The organism is Halohasta sp. A2, from assembly GCF_056175805.1.
Genome location: NZ_JAQFWV010000005.1, coordinates 1 through 14,390, shown reverse-complemented (window position 1 = coordinate 14,390; position 14,390 = coordinate 1). Strand labels below are relative to the sequence as shown.

The 14,390-nt window shown below is 60.6% G+C and carries 13 protein-coding genes and 3 pseudogenes; 6 read left to right on the top strand and 10 right to left on the bottom strand.

All coding sequences use genetic code 11. The features are described 5' to 3' along the window. Together O2S87_RS02800 and O2S87_RS02795 are read right to left on the bottom strand one after the other, a co-directional pair. On the bottom strand, positions 1-897 hold the full coding sequence (locus O2S87_RS02800) for an MBL fold metallo-hydrolase (RefSeq protein ID WP_475407281.1): 897 nt from the start codon (positions 895-897) through the stop codon (positions 1-3). A 47-nt stretch (positions 898-944) separates the two neighbouring features. Beyond that, entirely contained in the window at positions 945-1,517 is a 573-nt protein-coding gene (locus O2S87_RS02795) for a cysteine hydrolase family protein (RefSeq protein WP_475407280.1), read from the bottom strand. Between the two features lie 160 nt (positions 1,518-1,677). Between O2S87_RS02795 and O2S87_RS02790 the strand changes: the two genes are divergently transcribed. From O2S87_RS02790 to O2S87_RS02780, 3 genes and pseudogenes are all read left to right on the top strand, one after another. Then, on the top strand, positions 1,678-2,166 hold the full coding sequence (locus tag O2S87_RS02790) for a hypothetical protein (RefSeq protein WP_475407279.1): 489 nt from the start codon (positions 1,678-1,680) through the stop codon (positions 2,164-2,166). 46 nt (positions 2,167-2,212) lie between these two features. Continuing rightward, positions 2,213-3,119 (top strand): annotated as a pseudogene (locus O2S87_RS02785) (alpha/beta fold hydrolase); the annotation flags it as partial. 49 nt (positions 3,120-3,168) lie between these two features. Further along, entirely contained in the window at positions 3,169-3,504 is a 336-nt protein-coding gene (locus O2S87_RS02780) for a DUF7113 family protein (RefSeq protein ID WP_475407278.1), read from the top strand. Between the two features lie 22 nt (positions 3,505-3,526). Here O2S87_RS02780 and O2S87_RS02775 read toward each other — a convergent pair whose 3' ends face one another. The 3 genes from O2S87_RS02775 to O2S87_RS02765 all read right to left on the bottom strand — a co-directional run bounded on the left by O2S87_RS02775 (position 3,527) and on the right by O2S87_RS02765 (position 6,951). Then, positions 3,527-4,189, bottom strand: coding sequence for a DUF7504 family protein (locus O2S87_RS02775; RefSeq protein WP_475407277.1), 663 nt, complete (start codon positions 4,187-4,189; stop codon positions 3,527-3,529). Continuing rightward, positions 4,189-5,073: a GAF domain-containing protein gene (locus tag O2S87_RS02770; protein ID WP_475407276.1), complete on the bottom strand. Its 885-nt coding sequence runs from the start codon at positions 5,071-5,073 to the stop codon at positions 4,189-4,191. The genes O2S87_RS02775 and O2S87_RS02770 overlap by 1 nt, the downstream gene beginning before the upstream one ends. Positions 5,074-5,235: 162 nt before the next feature. Then, positions 5,236-6,951, bottom strand: a complete 1,716-nt coding sequence (locus tag O2S87_RS02765) for a methyl-accepting chemotaxis protein (protein ID WP_475407275.1) — start codon at positions 6,949-6,951, stop codon at positions 5,236-5,238. A gap of 151 nt (positions 6,952-7,102) precedes the next feature. Here O2S87_RS02765 and O2S87_RS02760 point away from each other — a divergent pair, with 151 nt between their 5' ends. Beyond that, positions 7,103-7,837: a DICT sensory domain-containing protein gene (locus O2S87_RS02760; protein ID WP_475407274.1), complete on the top strand. Its 735-nt coding sequence runs from the start codon at positions 7,103-7,105 to the stop codon at positions 7,835-7,837. 35 nt (positions 7,838-7,872) lie between these two features. On the opposite strand, the gene O2S87_RS02755 is transcribed toward O2S87_RS02760, so the two are convergent. Then, complete coding sequence (locus tag O2S87_RS02755) at positions 7,873-9,150, bottom strand: DNA double-strand break repair nuclease NurA (protein ID WP_475407273.1); 1,278 nt, start codon at positions 9,148-9,150, stop codon at positions 7,873-7,875. A 204-nt stretch (positions 9,151-9,354) separates the two neighbouring features. Between O2S87_RS02755 and O2S87_RS02750 the strand changes: the two genes are divergently transcribed. Continuing rightward, positions 9,355-9,597, top strand: coding sequence for a ferredoxin (locus O2S87_RS02750; protein WP_475407272.1), 243 nt, complete (start codon positions 9,355-9,357; stop codon positions 9,595-9,597). Between the two features lie 3 nt (positions 9,598-9,600). Here O2S87_RS02750 and O2S87_RS02745 read toward each other — a convergent pair whose 3' ends face one another. From O2S87_RS02745 to O2S87_RS02735, 3 genes are all read right to left on the bottom strand, one after another. Next, complete coding sequence (locus O2S87_RS02745) at positions 9,601-10,890, bottom strand: O-acetylhomoserine aminocarboxypropyltransferase/cysteine synthase family protein (protein ID WP_475407271.1); 1,290 nt, start codon at positions 10,888-10,890, stop codon at positions 9,601-9,603. 74 nt (positions 10,891-10,964) lie between these two features. Continuing rightward, positions 10,965-12,218: a homoserine O-acetyltransferase MetX gene (gene metX / locus O2S87_RS02740; protein WP_475407270.1), complete on the bottom strand. Its 1,254-nt coding sequence runs from the start codon at positions 12,216-12,218 to the stop codon at positions 10,965-10,967. Between the two features lie 31 nt (positions 12,219-12,249). Continuing rightward, positions 12,250-13,533 (bottom strand): O-acetylhomoserine aminocarboxypropyltransferase/cysteine synthase family protein, encoded by a 1,284-nt coding sequence (locus O2S87_RS02735; RefSeq protein ID WP_475407269.1) that lies wholly within the window; start codon positions 13,531-13,533, stop codon positions 12,250-12,252. 166 nt (positions 13,534-13,699) lie between these two features. Between O2S87_RS02735 and O2S87_RS02730 the strand changes: the two are divergent. After that, positions 13,700-13,852: pseudogene (locus O2S87_RS02730) on the top strand (type IV pilin domain-containing protein); the annotation flags it as partial. A 114-nt stretch (positions 13,853-13,966) separates the two neighbouring features. Here the strand turns inward: O2S87_RS02730 and O2S87_RS02725 are convergent. After that, positions 13,967-14,263 (bottom strand): annotated as a pseudogene (locus O2S87_RS02725) (MBL fold metallo-hydrolase RNA specificity domain-containing protein); the annotation flags it as partial. Between the last annotated feature and the right edge of the window lie 127 nt (positions 14,264-14,390).

Here is a 14,390-nt window from a genome sequence, read left to right as displayed (position 1 = left end):
CTACTCTCGTTGATCGAGAAACGCAAGCACACCGCGGACGTTGAGTTTGGTTTCTTCGCGGCCCTTCTCGTCGCCCCAGATTTCGGTGAACTCCGTGTGGTCGACGAAGTGTTGCATGACGGCTTCGTCGCTTTCGAGGGTCTCGCGGCGCTGACGAATCGCTTCGACCCACTCGACCAGCGAGCGTTTGTAGCCGTCTAACAGTCGTTCATTGTAGGTTCTCGGACCGAAGTGGCCGAAACACAGTCGTTCGGGTTCGAGCGATTGGATCATCGATACGTCAGCCAGACAGCCATCGATGTCGAACTGCGGCGGCGGTGAGGTGACGTGGATTTCGTCGCGCGCTGGAACGTAGAGTCCGGCGGCATCAGCCGTGAAGACCACGCCCGTGTCAGTCTCGAAAACGTGTTGGTGGGGGGCGTGGCCCGAGGCCTCGTGGGCCGTTAGGCTGATGCTACCGAGGTCGACGCGGTCGCCGTCTGCCAGTCCACTGATCTGGTGGTCGGCCACTGGCTGGGGGTCGGTGTAGTAGGTCCACATCTCACCGACGGCGGCTTTGGTTCCAGCTATCAGCCGACTCGGGTCGACGAGGTGGCGAACTGCTCGTTGGTGGGTCACCACCTGCGCGTTCGGGTAGCGCTCAGCGAGAAAACCCGCACCGCCAGCGTGGTCTAGATGTGCGTGGGTCACGACGACGAACGCAAGCTCGTCGATTCCCAGTTCGTCGAGTGCGTTGAAAATATGCTGTCGATTCGTCCCAATTCCGGTGTCGACGATCGCCGGTCGGTCGGTGTCGAGAATGTAGACCGAGCCGTAGTCTGCGACATCGTACATGCCCGTGTCGAGAGCGTAGATGTCCGGATGACCGTCGACTGCAGTGAGATCGCCGGGAGCCATACACAGTGTGTTCGCTGCAAGGGCGTTAATTGTTCGGGCGAGCCGAGTTAGTTGAATTCGATAGCTTCGCGCGTGATCGCCTCGCCGTAGAGGAACGCCGAGTGGTCGACGGCGTACTCGCGGTGGGCCTCCTCGATGTAGCCCAGCGCATCCTCGACGACGACAGGCTTGAAATCCCGGAGGCCCGCGCTGCCCGCGGTGTGGAACACACAGACGTTGGCGAGCGTCCCACAGAGCAGCAGCGTCTTGATGCCATGCGCGCGGAGCCAGCCCTCCAGTTCAGTTCGATAAAAGGCGTCGTAGGTGTGTTTGACGACGACGTGATCTTCCTCTTCGACAGGGAGTTCCTCGACGATCTCGGCCTCCCACGAACCTTCGAGGACGTGTTCGCCCCAGCGGTCGAACTCGTCGTAGTAGTGGGCCTCGGCGAACTGTTCAGGCGGGTGGACGTCCCGGGTGTAGATCACCTGCACGTCGGCGTCGTGGGCACCGTCGACGAGGGTCGTGACGGGATCGATAGCGGCCTCGCTTGCGGGAGCGTACAGCGAGCCATCGGGGTGGCAAAACCCGTTTTGCATGTCGACGACGACAAGCGCCGTGGTCGCTGGATCGAACCTCATGTGTGCCCAAATGGTGGCCAGCAAAAAAACCCTCCCGTCGTTGCGTCAATTCTGTAGAACGTCGTTAGTATCTGCTCGAAGACACCACTGGGGAGCCGATAGATCGGTGGTGGCTATCGTACACCGAATAACATATACTCTGAAACTCACAGATGACAGTATGGACACACAGAGTTATCATGAGAGTGTCGAGAACGCAGTTCTTGATGCGGAGTTCGAAGCGATCACCGAGCAGTTGGACACACGGTTCGACCCGGTGTGGCACACACGGACCGAAGATCCGACGATCGGCGTGACGTCGGTCTTCATAACGGTCGTCGACGCCGATGCGATCGATACCGTCGACCGTGATTCGATCGCGGACCTCGCCGATGAGTTTCGAACCCTTGTGGCGACGACTGCGCCATCGGCTCCCGGATCGGTCGAGAACCTCTTTGGCTATCTCGTCGTAGCGGTTTCGAATCCAAGCGCCGATCTAATCGAGTTCGCGACCGAATCCTACACTGTCGCCGACCGCCGGACGAGCGTCTTTCCGCTGATTTACGATCTCGACACCCAAACGCTCCATACTCACCCAGTTCCACGGCTGAAAGGTCGTGGCTTCTACGAGAAACAGAAGCTCGACGCCGAATCGCTGTTCACGTTTTGAACGGGTTGCCACAGCGTTTAGGTCTCCGCTCGTCGTAGCGTTCTCTATGATGCCTGCCGTCGACGCTGCTGTCCTCCCGGAATCGATGTCGGCCGACTCGGTGTTCGTCGAAACAAACGGCATTCAGCTTCATACGGTCCAGGCCGGTCCCGAAGACGGCCCACTCGTCGTCCTCTTACATGGTTTTCCGGAGTGTTGGTACGGCTGGCACCGCCAAATCGGACCACTGGCCAAAGCGGGCTATCGAGTCGTCGTCCCCGACCAGCGCGGCTACAACCTCAGCGACAAACCAAGCGGTGTCGATCAGTATCAGATCCGCGAACTGGCGGCCGACATCGTTGGCCTGATTGATGCCTGTGGCCGCGACCGCGCGATCGTCGCGGGCCACGACTGGGGGGCCGCAGTCGCATGGTGGCTCGCCTTGGAGCATCCCGATCGCCTGTCGAAACTGTGTATCATCAACGTCCCACATCCCACCGTTTTCGAACGAACTCTCCGCAGAAGCTGGAGCCAGCGCCGCAAGAGTTGGTATATGCTGTGGTTTCAGCTTCCATTGCTTCCTGAACTTTCCTCACAACTGGGTGACCACCGGCTGCTGACACGCTCGCTGACGTCGACCAGCCACCCCGGCGCGTTCTCGGAGACCGATCTCGCACGCTACCGATCGGCGTGGTCCCGGCCTGGCGCGCTGACTGGCATGATCAACTGGTATCGGGCGATCGTCCGCCACCGACCAACGCCGACTCGCCAGACGGTCTCGACGCCGACGTTAATTGTCTGGGGCGCTGACGACGAGTTCTTGGAGCAGTCGATGGCCACCGAGAGCCGCCAGTACTGCGAGGACGGGCGGCTCGAACTGGTTGACGCAAGCCACTGGGTTCTCCACGAAGAACCCGCGACGGTCGTCGAACACCTGCTCGATTTCGTGGCCGAACCCGCCGCCGAGCCGGAACAGCGGCGCTGACTGCACTACCTTTTGTGTCTCGGCGTTGTATGGTGTGTATGTTACTCGTCCGGGGCCACGGCGGTGGAACGGCGCTCACCGGGACTGTCTTCGAGCGAGGCGAAGAGCCGCCGACCTACAGGGGCGCACCGGACGAAGACGCGCCGTACGTCTGGGTCTGTGATTCGTTTTACCAGGTCGAAAGCGGCGGTTCGCCCATCGAGATCGATGGCGAACAGATCCGCGTCGCCTTCGAGTCACCGATGGCTCGTGGCTTCGAAACCCGCGAGCAGGCGCTCGAGGCAGCCGAAGAGCACATCAAAACACAGTTCGCCCGAATCGGCGTCGACCCCGACTCCGTCGAAACCGAAACCGTTCCCGTCGATCCCGCATAAGTTGTCGCTTCTCTCGGGTGTGTTAGTCGGCCAGCGAAACCGTGACCGACTCGTCGGGCGCGTCGAGACCCCGACACCGGAGCAGTAGTTCGTCGCCGTCGACCGCTTCGATCTCGATGTGGGCCGAAAACGCCCCTGCCATGCTGTCGACGATGCCGTCGATTCCACCATCCGTGTTCGTGCTGGTATCGACCGCACAGACGCCCATGATCCCCTCACGGCGGAGGTGAGCGAGGAAGTTACTATTTAAAAACCGGAACACCGACCGGATGTCGTCGACCTGCCGGCAGATGCTCGAACACAGCAGGATGCCTGCACGCTGGGAGGCACCCATCGCCCCCGATTCGGTCACCAGTGCCGAAAACTGCAGCCCGACGCCGGTGAGGTCGGCGATGTCGTCGACGGTTTCGACTGACTCGTCGGCGGTTGCCCCGCCACAGGTGAGCACTGTCGAGCGACTGCTCGTACCGTAGTCGACGCGGTCGAGTTCCCGGTTGACCGTTCGGCCGTTGGCTTCGGTCGCCAAAATCAGGCTCCGTTCGTTCTCCTGTGCGCCAACGAGCTGATAGAAGACGGCCTCGATTGCCTCGGTCTGCTCGCCGGTCAACAGAATGCTCGTCCCCTGGGGAATCGGGTCGAGCGGGAGCGACGGTACCTCAAAGCCTTCTTTTTGGGCGGTCCTCATTAGCGGGCCTCCGTGTCGACATCCTCCACCCTGTATCTGAGTTCGAGAAGCTCCATAGCGACCTCAGCGAACTCCTGAAGATCGGCCCGTTGGTCGGCCGAGTAGCTTCGGGGGTCGTGATCGATCAGACATAGTTGTCCTATTGTTTGACCCTCTGGTGTATTGATATTTGTGCCTGCGTAGGAAACGATTCCACGGGCTTCGAGGGCAGGATTGTCCTGGAAGCGTCGGTCCTCGTCGATGTTTTCGACGACCATTACCTCGTCTTGGAGCATGCTATGCGTACAGATCGACTCTTCTCGGTCCATTTGTGTCCAGTCTGCGCCCGTACAGGCGACGAACCGTTCGGTTGCTCTGTCGATCAGTCCGATAAAGGCGACAGCGACGTCGAAATGACTGGCGACCAGTCCGGTCAGTCGATCGAAACTCTGCTCGATCGGCAGCGAGTCGACATCGTACCGTCTCAGCGCCTCGATTCGATCCTGTTCGTTCGGTGGCAACAAAAATCCAGCCTGCGTGTTGTGTGTGATGACATCCTCGACGACGAACGCGAGCCGATCCAACCCGTCGGATCGGGCGCTGTTGACGTACTCGATCCCGACTGAGTCGAACTCGCCCGTCTCGATCGACTCGGGATCCATATCGGTGAACAGCACGCTTGGTATCGGTGGTGAGCACTCTCGTGCCGCATCGATAACCGCAACCGCGGAGCCATCTTCGAGCACATTGTCGGTCACGACGCAGTCGACCGACGTTGTTTCGAGAGCCTCGATCGCCCCCGCGGCCGTGGTTCGAACCAGCGGCCGGAGCCGATCAGCGGTCGCCAGTGCGGTGGCTATCTCGTCGGCGTCGGGTGCGACACAGAGAACCGTGTAGTCAGTCATGAAACGGCTAAATCCGGAGCGGGTTTAACTGTCGCCCGTAAATTCTCAGTACTGAGATTTCTACGGCGCATCGGCGACCGTTTTCTGACAGTTCAGAGAAAAAATCTAGAAAATTTCCACAAAAACCGTTTCCGAATACTTCTCGACCGGTAGAGACGGTCGTTACTGTTGGTCGATACTGTCGACGTTCGCGGACTCGTCTTTGGCGAGTCTGAACTGGTCGATCCGTTCGTAGAGTTCCTCGCTGGTCGCACTCAGATCGACTGCACGGTCGGCGACCTGATCGGTCGCGGTCGACTGCTGTTCGATACCCGCGGAGATCTGTTGGACGGACGCTGATAGCTCCTCGGCCATCGAGGCGGCGCTGTCGACGGTCGCGCCGAAGCTGTCCATGTTTTCGGCCTGACTCTCGACGGCGTCGCTGACTTCGGCGGTCGCCGCACTGGTTCCTTCGACCGACGCCTCGATGGCTTCGAGCTGGTCGACCACCGTCTCAACAGCGTCGGCTCCTTCGGTGACCTCGTCGTTGGTGTGGCTGATCTGGTCGGCGACTTCGGCGGTCTGGTCTTGGGCATCTGTGATGATCGCCTCGATATCTTCGGCCGACTCCTTGGATTCCTCGGCGAGCGATTTGACCTCGTCGGCGACGACCGCGAAGCCGTTGCCTTCTTTGCCGGCGCGGGCAGCCTCGATCGCCGCGTTCAGCGCCAAGAGGTTGGTCTGTTCGGCGATCGACGAGATGACCTCAAGCGCCTCGCCTACCTCTTCCATCTTCGATTCGAGCGTCCGAACCTCCTCAGTGATTTCGCCGGTCGACTCGGTCGCCGTTCGAATCTGGTCGACGGCTTCGGTGCCCTCTTCGACGCCTTCGAGTGCGAGTTTGCTTGCTTCGGAGGTCTCAGCATCGATCTCTTGGACCGAGGCAGTGATCTCCTCGATGGTGGCGGTCAGCGACGAGATAGCCATATCCGCCTCGTCGGTCTGTTCGGCAAGCTCTTGGGTGCCGCCGGCGATCTCTTCGGTCGACTGGCTGATCTCCTCGATCGAAGCGGTCACCTCTTCGCTGTTAGCGCTTAGCTCGCCGCTCGTGTCGTCGAGATCGTCCGCCAGGAGTGTGAGCCGCGAGAGCACTTCTCGGTAGTTCTCGACCGCAGTCATCAGGTACTCGTTGAGCTCTACGAACTCATCATGGACAGCCTCCATTTCTTCGAACTCTGCACTTGGTGCAGGTACTGTCGACTCCATGGTCAGATCGCCCTCGGCAAGCCGGACGATCTTGTCCTGCAAGTCCTCCAGAACGATCTCTTGGTAGGCTTCGAGTTCTTTGGTTTTCGTTTCGAGGTCGCTGTCGTCGGTCAGCAGCGTGACCGTCTCCATGGCACCGACAATACTCCCGCCGTCGACCAGCGGTGTGACCGTCCTGTTGAGCATGGTTTCGGTCTCGCCGTCGTCGACTGTTTCGCGCTGCTCGGCGATCTCCTCGCCTGTCTCCAAAACCTCTGCACACAGGCTCCTACCACCGTGGATCGTCGCCGGTCGCTCGCCAACAGCGTCCTCCTGAGCTGTATCGAACCGCTCGCAGGCCGCGCTGTTGATCGTGGTGATCCGCCCCGATTCGTCGACGAGCATCGTCGGCTCCCCCATCGCCTCGACGACGCTTTCGACGAGTCCGCTGTCCTCCGGGGTCAGTGTCTCGGTCGTGGACTTCGGTTGGTCCGACGCCGTCGAGTCAGCCGGTTCGCCTCGGTCGACATCGGATCCGGTCGTCGTAACGTCTGCCCACTCAACCGAATTCGACTGCCCTGTGGTTGCTGTCTCGTCAGGCTCGGTGCGTTCCTCCGTATCCGTGACCACTAGTCGGCTGAGTAGGTGCCTCATGCTTGGCACTCGTTACCAATGATGTATATATTTTAGGGTTAAAATTTATTAAATATATGCCAGCTTCTGCGTAGCGGATCGCAAAGGAGGGTGGTGCCCGAACCGATCATGTCTGAAAAATGTTTATGTAGATGGACAAACTACGTGTAGCATGTCCCTGAGGGATGTTATCCAGTATGTCAAAGGGAACGAGAAAACGCTCGTCGTTTTCAACCCGCCAGCAGACAGCACACTGTTCGAGGACCTCAGGGAGTATTTTGCGACGCAGAACGTCGAGATCGCCAGCCAGTACACGACTTCGGGTGAGCCAGAAGGGGTCGTGGTTCTTCAGCTCGACGACGAGGTGCTGTCGGCAGTGCCCGCCGATCAGCTCGAATCACTGGTCTCGGGCGGGGCGCTCCGAACCACTGATCTCGGAACGGACGACTCGGCCTACCATGAAATCCTCCAGTATTTAAAAGAAACGACGTTTACCTCCTACGACAAGGCCCAGCTGATCGCCATCTCTCACGAGATCGAAGATCGGGCGCTCAGGGTCGGCGATGGTCGACTGTATGCAGGCTTTCAGACCGCCACGAAGCTGTTGAACCAGCGCGAGCCATACGAACGACTGGCGGCCACAGGGGTCGATATCCACACGTTCGCGGTCGCCGACGGCCCGGCGGTCGAAATCGAGGGAGTAACCCACCACGCCGAGTCAGCCGAGGAGATTGCACGGTCGTGGTTCGTCGTCTTCGATGGCGGCGGCCACGAACTGTCGAAAACCGCGCTGTTGGCGACCGAACGGGCACCCAACGAGTTTTACGGCTTTTGGAGCGACGATCCGGGCATCGTCGACCGAATCGTCACCTATCTCGACGGCGCCTACGTGAAAGCTACGTTATAATACTGGGTTCGTGTTCGACGAGTGATCGCGGCTGTTCAGTTTTCGGCCTCAGGCCACCGAACCGAGTCGTAGGTCCGAAGCGATTCGCTGTCGAACTGAGTTTCGAATTTCCGGCGGAGCGAGGTTTTTTCTGCCGCGCTGATCCGGGCGAGTTCGTCGGCTTTGGCGACCGCCCGGGGCGGTCCGCGCTCGGCAGCGACTTCAGAGAGCACCTGCGTGGTGAGCTGGTGTCGAACCTCGGGGTCCCGTGTCACCGCATAGGGTGCTTCGAGTTTGTAGCAGATGTCGTGGCGCGGGTCGTAGATGATACAGAACGTCACCTCGTAGCACTCTGGATCGAGCTTCCGGTCGACGCCAAGCGCATCACCCGCCGCTGCCATCGTGCCATCCGGCCCGCCGCGCGAGACGAACCACGAAGTAAAGGTGAGTTCATCGGTCCGTCGGCGTTCGGCGGCCGATTTCGAACCTCCCTCCGACAGGTGGTGGCGTTCGAGCAGACGCGTAAAGAAGGCGGTGTCGTCGGGCCACGGGGCGTCGAAGCCGGTCTGTTTGTTCGCGATGGTACTCGTGATCACACGCGCCGAGGGGTTTTTGACAAAGCCAACAAGCGGCACCTCGCGTTCGGCGAACCGCTCGACCAGCCGGATGTAGAATTCGAGAACACGTTTGGGTCGGGCTTCGTACGTGAGCTCTTCGAGTTCGGGGGTTCGATCCCGCCAGGTCAAGATCTCTTTGGGGTACAGCGGACCATCGAGAACCAGTAGCTCGTCGACCGCGTCGGCGTGTGCGAGCGCATGTGAGCCTTCGGCGAAGTAGAGCGCGAGCGCGTGAACGACTACCTCGGCGTAGCCGCTGATCGATGGGGCTCTGATCAGCCGATACCGGCTGTGGCCCCCGTCGTATGTGATCCACTGACCATCGGTAACATCAGTCGGATCGTTCGTGTGGGCAGTCGCGACGATGGTTCGGGCTCGATGGCTCGAGACATCCGTGGGTTCGACACCCATCGCAGCGTGCGCGAGGTCCAAGACCAGTCCGTTTTTAAATGCCGTCGGGTTGATCGTCCCCGAGTCGATGCCGTGGACCGTCGAAAAGGGTCGATCACAGAGCGCGACCGTGTCGATGTCGACGTGGCGCAGTTGCTGGTCACCGAGCGGTTCGATGACGCGTTTTCCCCGTGAATCGGTGAGCGGATCGAGCCACTCCTCGAAGATTGTCGTAGCGAACCCCCCGTGGTCGCTGTCGTCGGCCGTCTCGGCGACCGACCCTGCGAGGCGAGCGATAGCGTCGACGTGGATCGGATCGAGCGTCACAGCTACAGCCGCGTGGGCCACTCTCAAAAACTGATTGGTCGCGTCAGTGTCGACGGAGAGCAATCGCGGTGTGGTATATAACCGTACTCGACTCGATTACAGTTGTATTCGACTCGATGTAGCGATTCGATGCAGTCCACGCCCCCAACGACTGCGCGGTAGCGCTCCAACATGGCTTTGTAGCCCACCCGCCAACACGGACCCATGAAGATCGAATTCGACCGCGACACCTGTATCGGAATGTACCAGTGCGTAGAGGAGTGGGATGCGTTTGAGAAGAACCTTGACGCCGGAAAAGCCGATCTGGCTGGCAGCCAAGAGGTAGAGGACGATCTGTTCGTCGTTGAGGTACCCGACGGCGAGGAGTTCGACGCCGAGTTCGCTGCTCGGTCGTGTCCGGTCGACGCAATCGCACTCTACGATGACGACGGCGAGCAGGTCGTCTAACGTCTAACTCGACGCGGAAATTGCCTGCTCCAGATCCTCAATGATATCCTGAGGGTCTTCAATCCCGACCGACAGCCGAACCAGGTCGTTCGTCACGCCCGCCGAGCGTTTTTCTTCGTCGCTCAACTGCTGGTGGGTCGTCGACGCCGGATGAATGATCAGCGTCTTCGCGTCGCCCACGTTCGCCAGTAGCGAGGCAAGTTCGGTCGACTCGACAGTGCCCCGTGCCGCCTCATACCCATCTGCCAGCCCGAACGAAATCATCCCACCGTAGCCGCCGTCAAGGTATTTGGTGGCTTCTTCGTGCGTTTCGTGGCTTTCGAGGCCGGGATAGTTGACCCACGAGACATCGTCATGATTCTCTAGGAACTCCGCGACGACCTGGGCGTTCTCGCAGTGGCGATCCATCCGCATCGGTAGCGTCTCCAATTTCTGGAGCGTGACCCACGCATCGAATGGACTCTGCTGATTGCCCAAATCCCGCAGCCCGCGGGCGATCCCCGCGTACGTGAACGCGGCGTCCCCAAACGTTTCGGCGAAGTTGATTCCGTGATACGCCGGGTTGTCAGCCCCGATTTCGGGGTACTTGTCGGCGTGTTCGGCCCAGTCGAACGAGCCACCGTCGACAACGACACCGCCAACCGTCGAACCCGCGCCGTGAATCCATTTGGTGGTCGACTCCCAGACGAGATCCGCACCGTGCTCAAGTGGGCGGCAGAGTGCGGGTGTGGCGAAGGTGTTGTCGACGAACAGCGGCGTGTCGTGGTCGTGGGCGATCTCGGCGATCCGCTCGATATCCGGCGTGACGAGCGCGGGGTTGCCGATTGTTTCGAGGTGTACGAACGCGGTGTCCTCGTCGATGGCTTCCTCGTAGGCGTCGTAGTCGAGGGTGTCGACGAATCGAGTGGTGATGCCGCGACGCTCGACGGTGTGGGTGAGATAGGTGTAGGTGCCGCCGTAGAGCGCCGAGGCCGAAACGATGTTGTCGCCCGCCTCAGCTAGCAAAAACGTCGTCAGATCGAACGCCGCCATTCCGGAGGCCGTCGCAACCGCACCGACGCCGCCTTCCAGGGAGGCCAGTCGCTCCTGGAGGCTCCCCACCGTGGGATTCATCAACCGCGAGTAGATGTGGCCCGGCTTTTCGAGGGCGAACTGGGCGGCGGCGTCCGCGGCGTCATCGAACACGTAGGACGTGGTCTGATAGATCGGCGGTGCCCGAGAGCCGGTTGCGGGGTCGGGGGCGGTTCCGTCGTGGATGCTTCGGGTGTCGAATCGGTGACTGTCTTCGGACATAGTATCTGCCTCAAGAACTGCTGCGAACCTAAAGCCCACCGCTCAATCTCACCGAGAAAAGATGGTCTCGTCGCCTAGCCCGAAAACAGGCTCGTGTGGACCGGCGCGAAATCCGTCTCGCCGCCGTCGACGTTTTCCTCTTCGTCGTTCGTATCGGTGATCGCCCGCCCCTCGATGCCGCTTGCAAGGAAGTCCGCCACTGGCGGGGCGACGTTCTCGGGTTCGACGAGGAAGGCGTCGTGGCCGTGGTCCGAGTCGACCACGTGGTGGGCGACGGGGATGTCGACCGATCTGAAAGCTTCGGCGAGCAGTTCGCTTTGTTCGACGGTGAAATGCCAGTCGCCCGTAAACGAGATCAACAGCACCTCGCCCTCGAACGCCGAGACGGCGCGATCCGGGGTGCCGTACCCCTCGGCGAGATCGTAGTCGTCCATCGCCCGCGTCAGGTAGAGGTAGCTGTTCGCATCGAACCGATCAGTGAACTGCTCGGCGTTGTAGTCGAGGTAGGATTCGACCTCGCGATAGGGGAAAAACGCGGCGGCCTTGTCCGGCGGGAACAGCGCGTCGCTGCCCTCGATTCCGCTGTCGCGGCCTGCCGACCGCCGACCGAACTTGCGGTCCATCGACGCCTTCGAGAGATACATTAGATGGCCAATCTGCCGGGCAATAGCGAGTCCCTGCCGCGGCGGACTTGCGTCCTCGTCGCCAGTTCCGTAGTAGTCACCGCCGTTCCAGTTGGGGTCGCTCCGAATTGCTCGCCGGGCGATGGCATCGAGGCCGAGACACTGCGGATCGAGTTTGGCTGCCGCGGCGATCGGCGCGATCAGCTCGGCGTCGTCGGGGAACTGTTTGGCCCACTCTAAAACGTTCATGCCGCCGACGCTGCCGCCGACGATGAGTTTGAGGCGGCCGACGCCGAGGTGATCCAGGAGCCGACGCTGGGCGCGTGTCCAGTCGCCAATCGTGACGGGTGGGAAATCGCACCCCCATGGTTCGCCTGTCTCGAGGTTGGTCGAGGAGGGTCCCGACGAGCCGTAACAGGAGCCGGGGACGTTCGCACAGACCACGTAGTACTCGGTGGTGTCGATGGCCTTGCCGGGGCCGACGATGTCGCCCCACCAGGCGCGGGCCTGGCCCGCAGTGCCCGGCGTGTTGTAGCTGGCGACGTTCTGACTGCCCGTCAGTGCGTGGCAGACTAACACCGCATTGTCACCGGTAAACTCGCCGTAGGCCTCGTAGGCAATTTCTAACTGCTCGATGGTTTCGCCGCACTCGAAGTGGAACTCCCCGAGTTCGACGGCCTCCCGGTCGACGTCAGTCGCGCTCATTCTTTTATTCCTCTTGGGTTGATTGCATTTGTCACTGCTGGTTCGCCGCCGCGGCCAGTCCCGCATCCAGATCCGCGATGATATCCTCGCTGTTCTCGATGCCCACCGACAGCCGGAGCATATCGGGGCCGACGCCTGCGGCTTTTTGTTCGTCAGCGCTCAACTGGGCGTGGGTCGTCGAGGCTGGATGGATCACGAGCGTTTTCGCATCGCCGATATTGGCGAGAAAACTCGTGAGGTCGACGCTCTCGCAGAACGTTTTGGCTGGCTCGAAGCCGCCGTCGACGCCGAAGGTGACCATCCCGCCGTAGCCGTCGAGGTACTCGGTGGCGTTGTCGTGGGTCGGATGCTCGTCGAAGCCCGGATAAATGACCCACGCGACGCGGGGGTCCTCGCGGAGGAACCCGGCGACAGCCCCCGCGTTCTCGCAGTGCCGATCCATTCGCAGGGGGAGGGTTTCGAGCCCCTGCATCGTCTGCCAGGCGTCGAACGGGCCCTGCTGGTTGCCGAGGGCTCGAACGGCGCGGTGCCGGGCTGCGAGGGTAAAGGCGCGGTCGCCGAATCGCTCGGAGAAGTCGAAACCGAAGCCGGGGTTCTCGCCCGACAGTTCGGGGTAGTCCGCGTCGGGGTGGTCCCACGGGAACGTGCCGCCGTCGACGAGAATCCCACCCACCGTGGTCCCCGAGCCGTGAATCCATTTCGTGGTCGACTCCCAGACGATGTCAGCACCGTGTTCGAGCGGTCGACACAGGTAGGGCGTCCCGAAGGTATTGTCGACGACCAGCGGGACGGCGTGGTCGTGGGCAACGTCTGCGAGGCGTTCGAAATCCGGGGTGACCAGCGAGGGGTTGGCGAGGGTTTCGACGTGGACGTAGGCGGTGTTCTCGTCGATGGCCGCCGCATACGCGTCGTAGTCGAGGGTCGGGACCGTGCGGGCTTCGATGCCGCGCCGAGGGGCGAGTTTCGAGAGGTAGGCTCCTGTACCGCCGTACATATCCCTGCTGGCGACGATGTTGTCGCCGCTTTCGGCCAGAATCGTCGTTGCAGAGTCGAGCGCGGCCATTCCCGCGGCGGTGGCGACCGCACCGACGCCGCCTTCGAGGCTTGCGAGGCGGGCTTCGAGCTGGCGAACGGTCGGGTTCGAGACCCGTGAGTAGACGTCGCCCTCCTCGCGGAGCGCGTAGAGTTCGGCCGCGCCGTCGGCGTCGTCAAAGACGTAGGATGTCGTCTGATAGATCGGCGGTGCCCGTGCGCCGGTCGCGGGGTCCGGCTCGGTGCCAGCGTGGAGACTCCGCGTGTTGAAACCCTCGGTCATGTATACTACGCATATCTCTGTAGCGGTTTATGCACGTCAGTTACGGCAAAAGTCGCCGCTGGGTAGTTGGTGACGCAGGTCTTGCAGAATATCATATTGTATTCACTGAACATCTGCGGCACAAATCTATCCAGTCACCTGAATGTTTAATAAATGAGTAATAATAATATTTGTTAATGTAAATCGGGTACAAGACTTATTCAATGACAATTCGGGCGTCAGTCCAGTAAACGGTGTGATACTGATGGTCGCGGTGACGGTGATCATCGCCGCCGTGATCGGGTCGACGGTGCTTGGGTTGGGTAATTCAGTGAGTGAGGCGGTTTGACTGAAACGATGGAAGAGATGAGCTGTTGATCCCGTCGCTTGAAGATGGTACCTCGTGTGATGTTGACGACTCGATAACTGCAGGTGGTTCAGTCGACCACACTGATCAACACTCGACTGTCTCGCCTACCTCGGGAGCGCGTGCCTCGTATCCGTCCTCACGCAATTCCTCGGCGAACGCTCCACAGGAATCGTCGTGATTGACCAGCACCGTCGACCCGTCATATTCCTTTAAAAAGGCCCGCAGCCCCTCGTGATCCGCGTGCGCCGAGAAGTCGAACAGCTCCGTTTTCGTCGACACCGGATAAATGCCGCCGTTGAGTTCACACCGGCCGGTCTCCAGCAACTGTCGACCCGGTGTTCCGTCGACCTGATACCCGGTGAGCGAAATTCGATTGATAGGGAGCCTGTCTAAGAATTCTCACACTCTCAGTCATCGATATCGGTCGAAGACACCGCAGTATAATTTGCTCAACCGATCCAGTAGCGTTGACAAAAAGAGAGCCAAACTCAGCTATCTGGCGATCGTG

Bases quoted from the DNA above. Each gene is read 5' to 3' on its own strand.
- O2S87_RS02750 (WP_475407272.1), top strand. From the start codon at position 9,355: ATGAAGATCGAATTCGACCGCGACACCTGTATCGGAATGTACCAGTGC.
- metX (WP_475407270.1), bottom strand. From the start codon at position 12,218: ATGAGCGCGACTGACGTCGACCGGGAGGCCGTCGAACTCGGGGAGTTC.
- O2S87_RS02735 (WP_475407269.1), bottom strand. From the start codon at position 13,533: ATGACCGAGGGTTTCAACACGCGGAGTCTCCACGCTGGCACCGAGCCG.
- O2S87_RS02800 (WP_475407281.1), bottom strand. From the start codon at position 897: ATGGCTCCCGGCGATCTCACTGCAGTCGACGGTCATCCGGACATCTAC.
- O2S87_RS02790 (WP_475407279.1), top strand. From the start codon at position 1,678: ATGGACACACAGAGTTATCATGAGAGTGTCGAGAACGCAGTTCTTGAT.
- O2S87_RS02745 (WP_475407271.1), bottom strand. From the start codon at position 10,890: ATGTCCGAAGACAGTCACCGATTCGACACCCGAAGCATCCACGACGGA.
- O2S87_RS02795 (WP_475407280.1), bottom strand. From the start codon at position 1,517: ATGAGGTTCGATCCAGCGACCACGGCGCTTGTCGTCGTCGACATGCAA.
- O2S87_RS02780 (WP_475407278.1), top strand. From the start codon at position 3,169: ATGTTACTCGTCCGGGGCCACGGCGGTGGAACGGCGCTCACCGGGACT.
- O2S87_RS02775 (WP_475407277.1), bottom strand. From the start codon at position 4,189: ATGAGGACCGCCCAAAAAGAAGGCTTTGAGGTACCGTCGCTCCCGCTC.
- O2S87_RS02760 (WP_475407274.1), top strand. From the start codon at position 7,103: ATGTCCCTGAGGGATGTTATCCAGTATGTCAAAGGGAACGAGAAAACG.
- O2S87_RS02770 (WP_475407276.1), bottom strand. From the start codon at position 5,073: ATGACTGACTACACGGTTCTCTGTGTCGCACCCGACGCCGACGAGATA.
- O2S87_RS02765 (WP_475407275.1), bottom strand. From the start codon at position 6,951: ATGAGGCACCTACTCAGCCGACTAGTGGTCACGGATACGGAGGAACGC.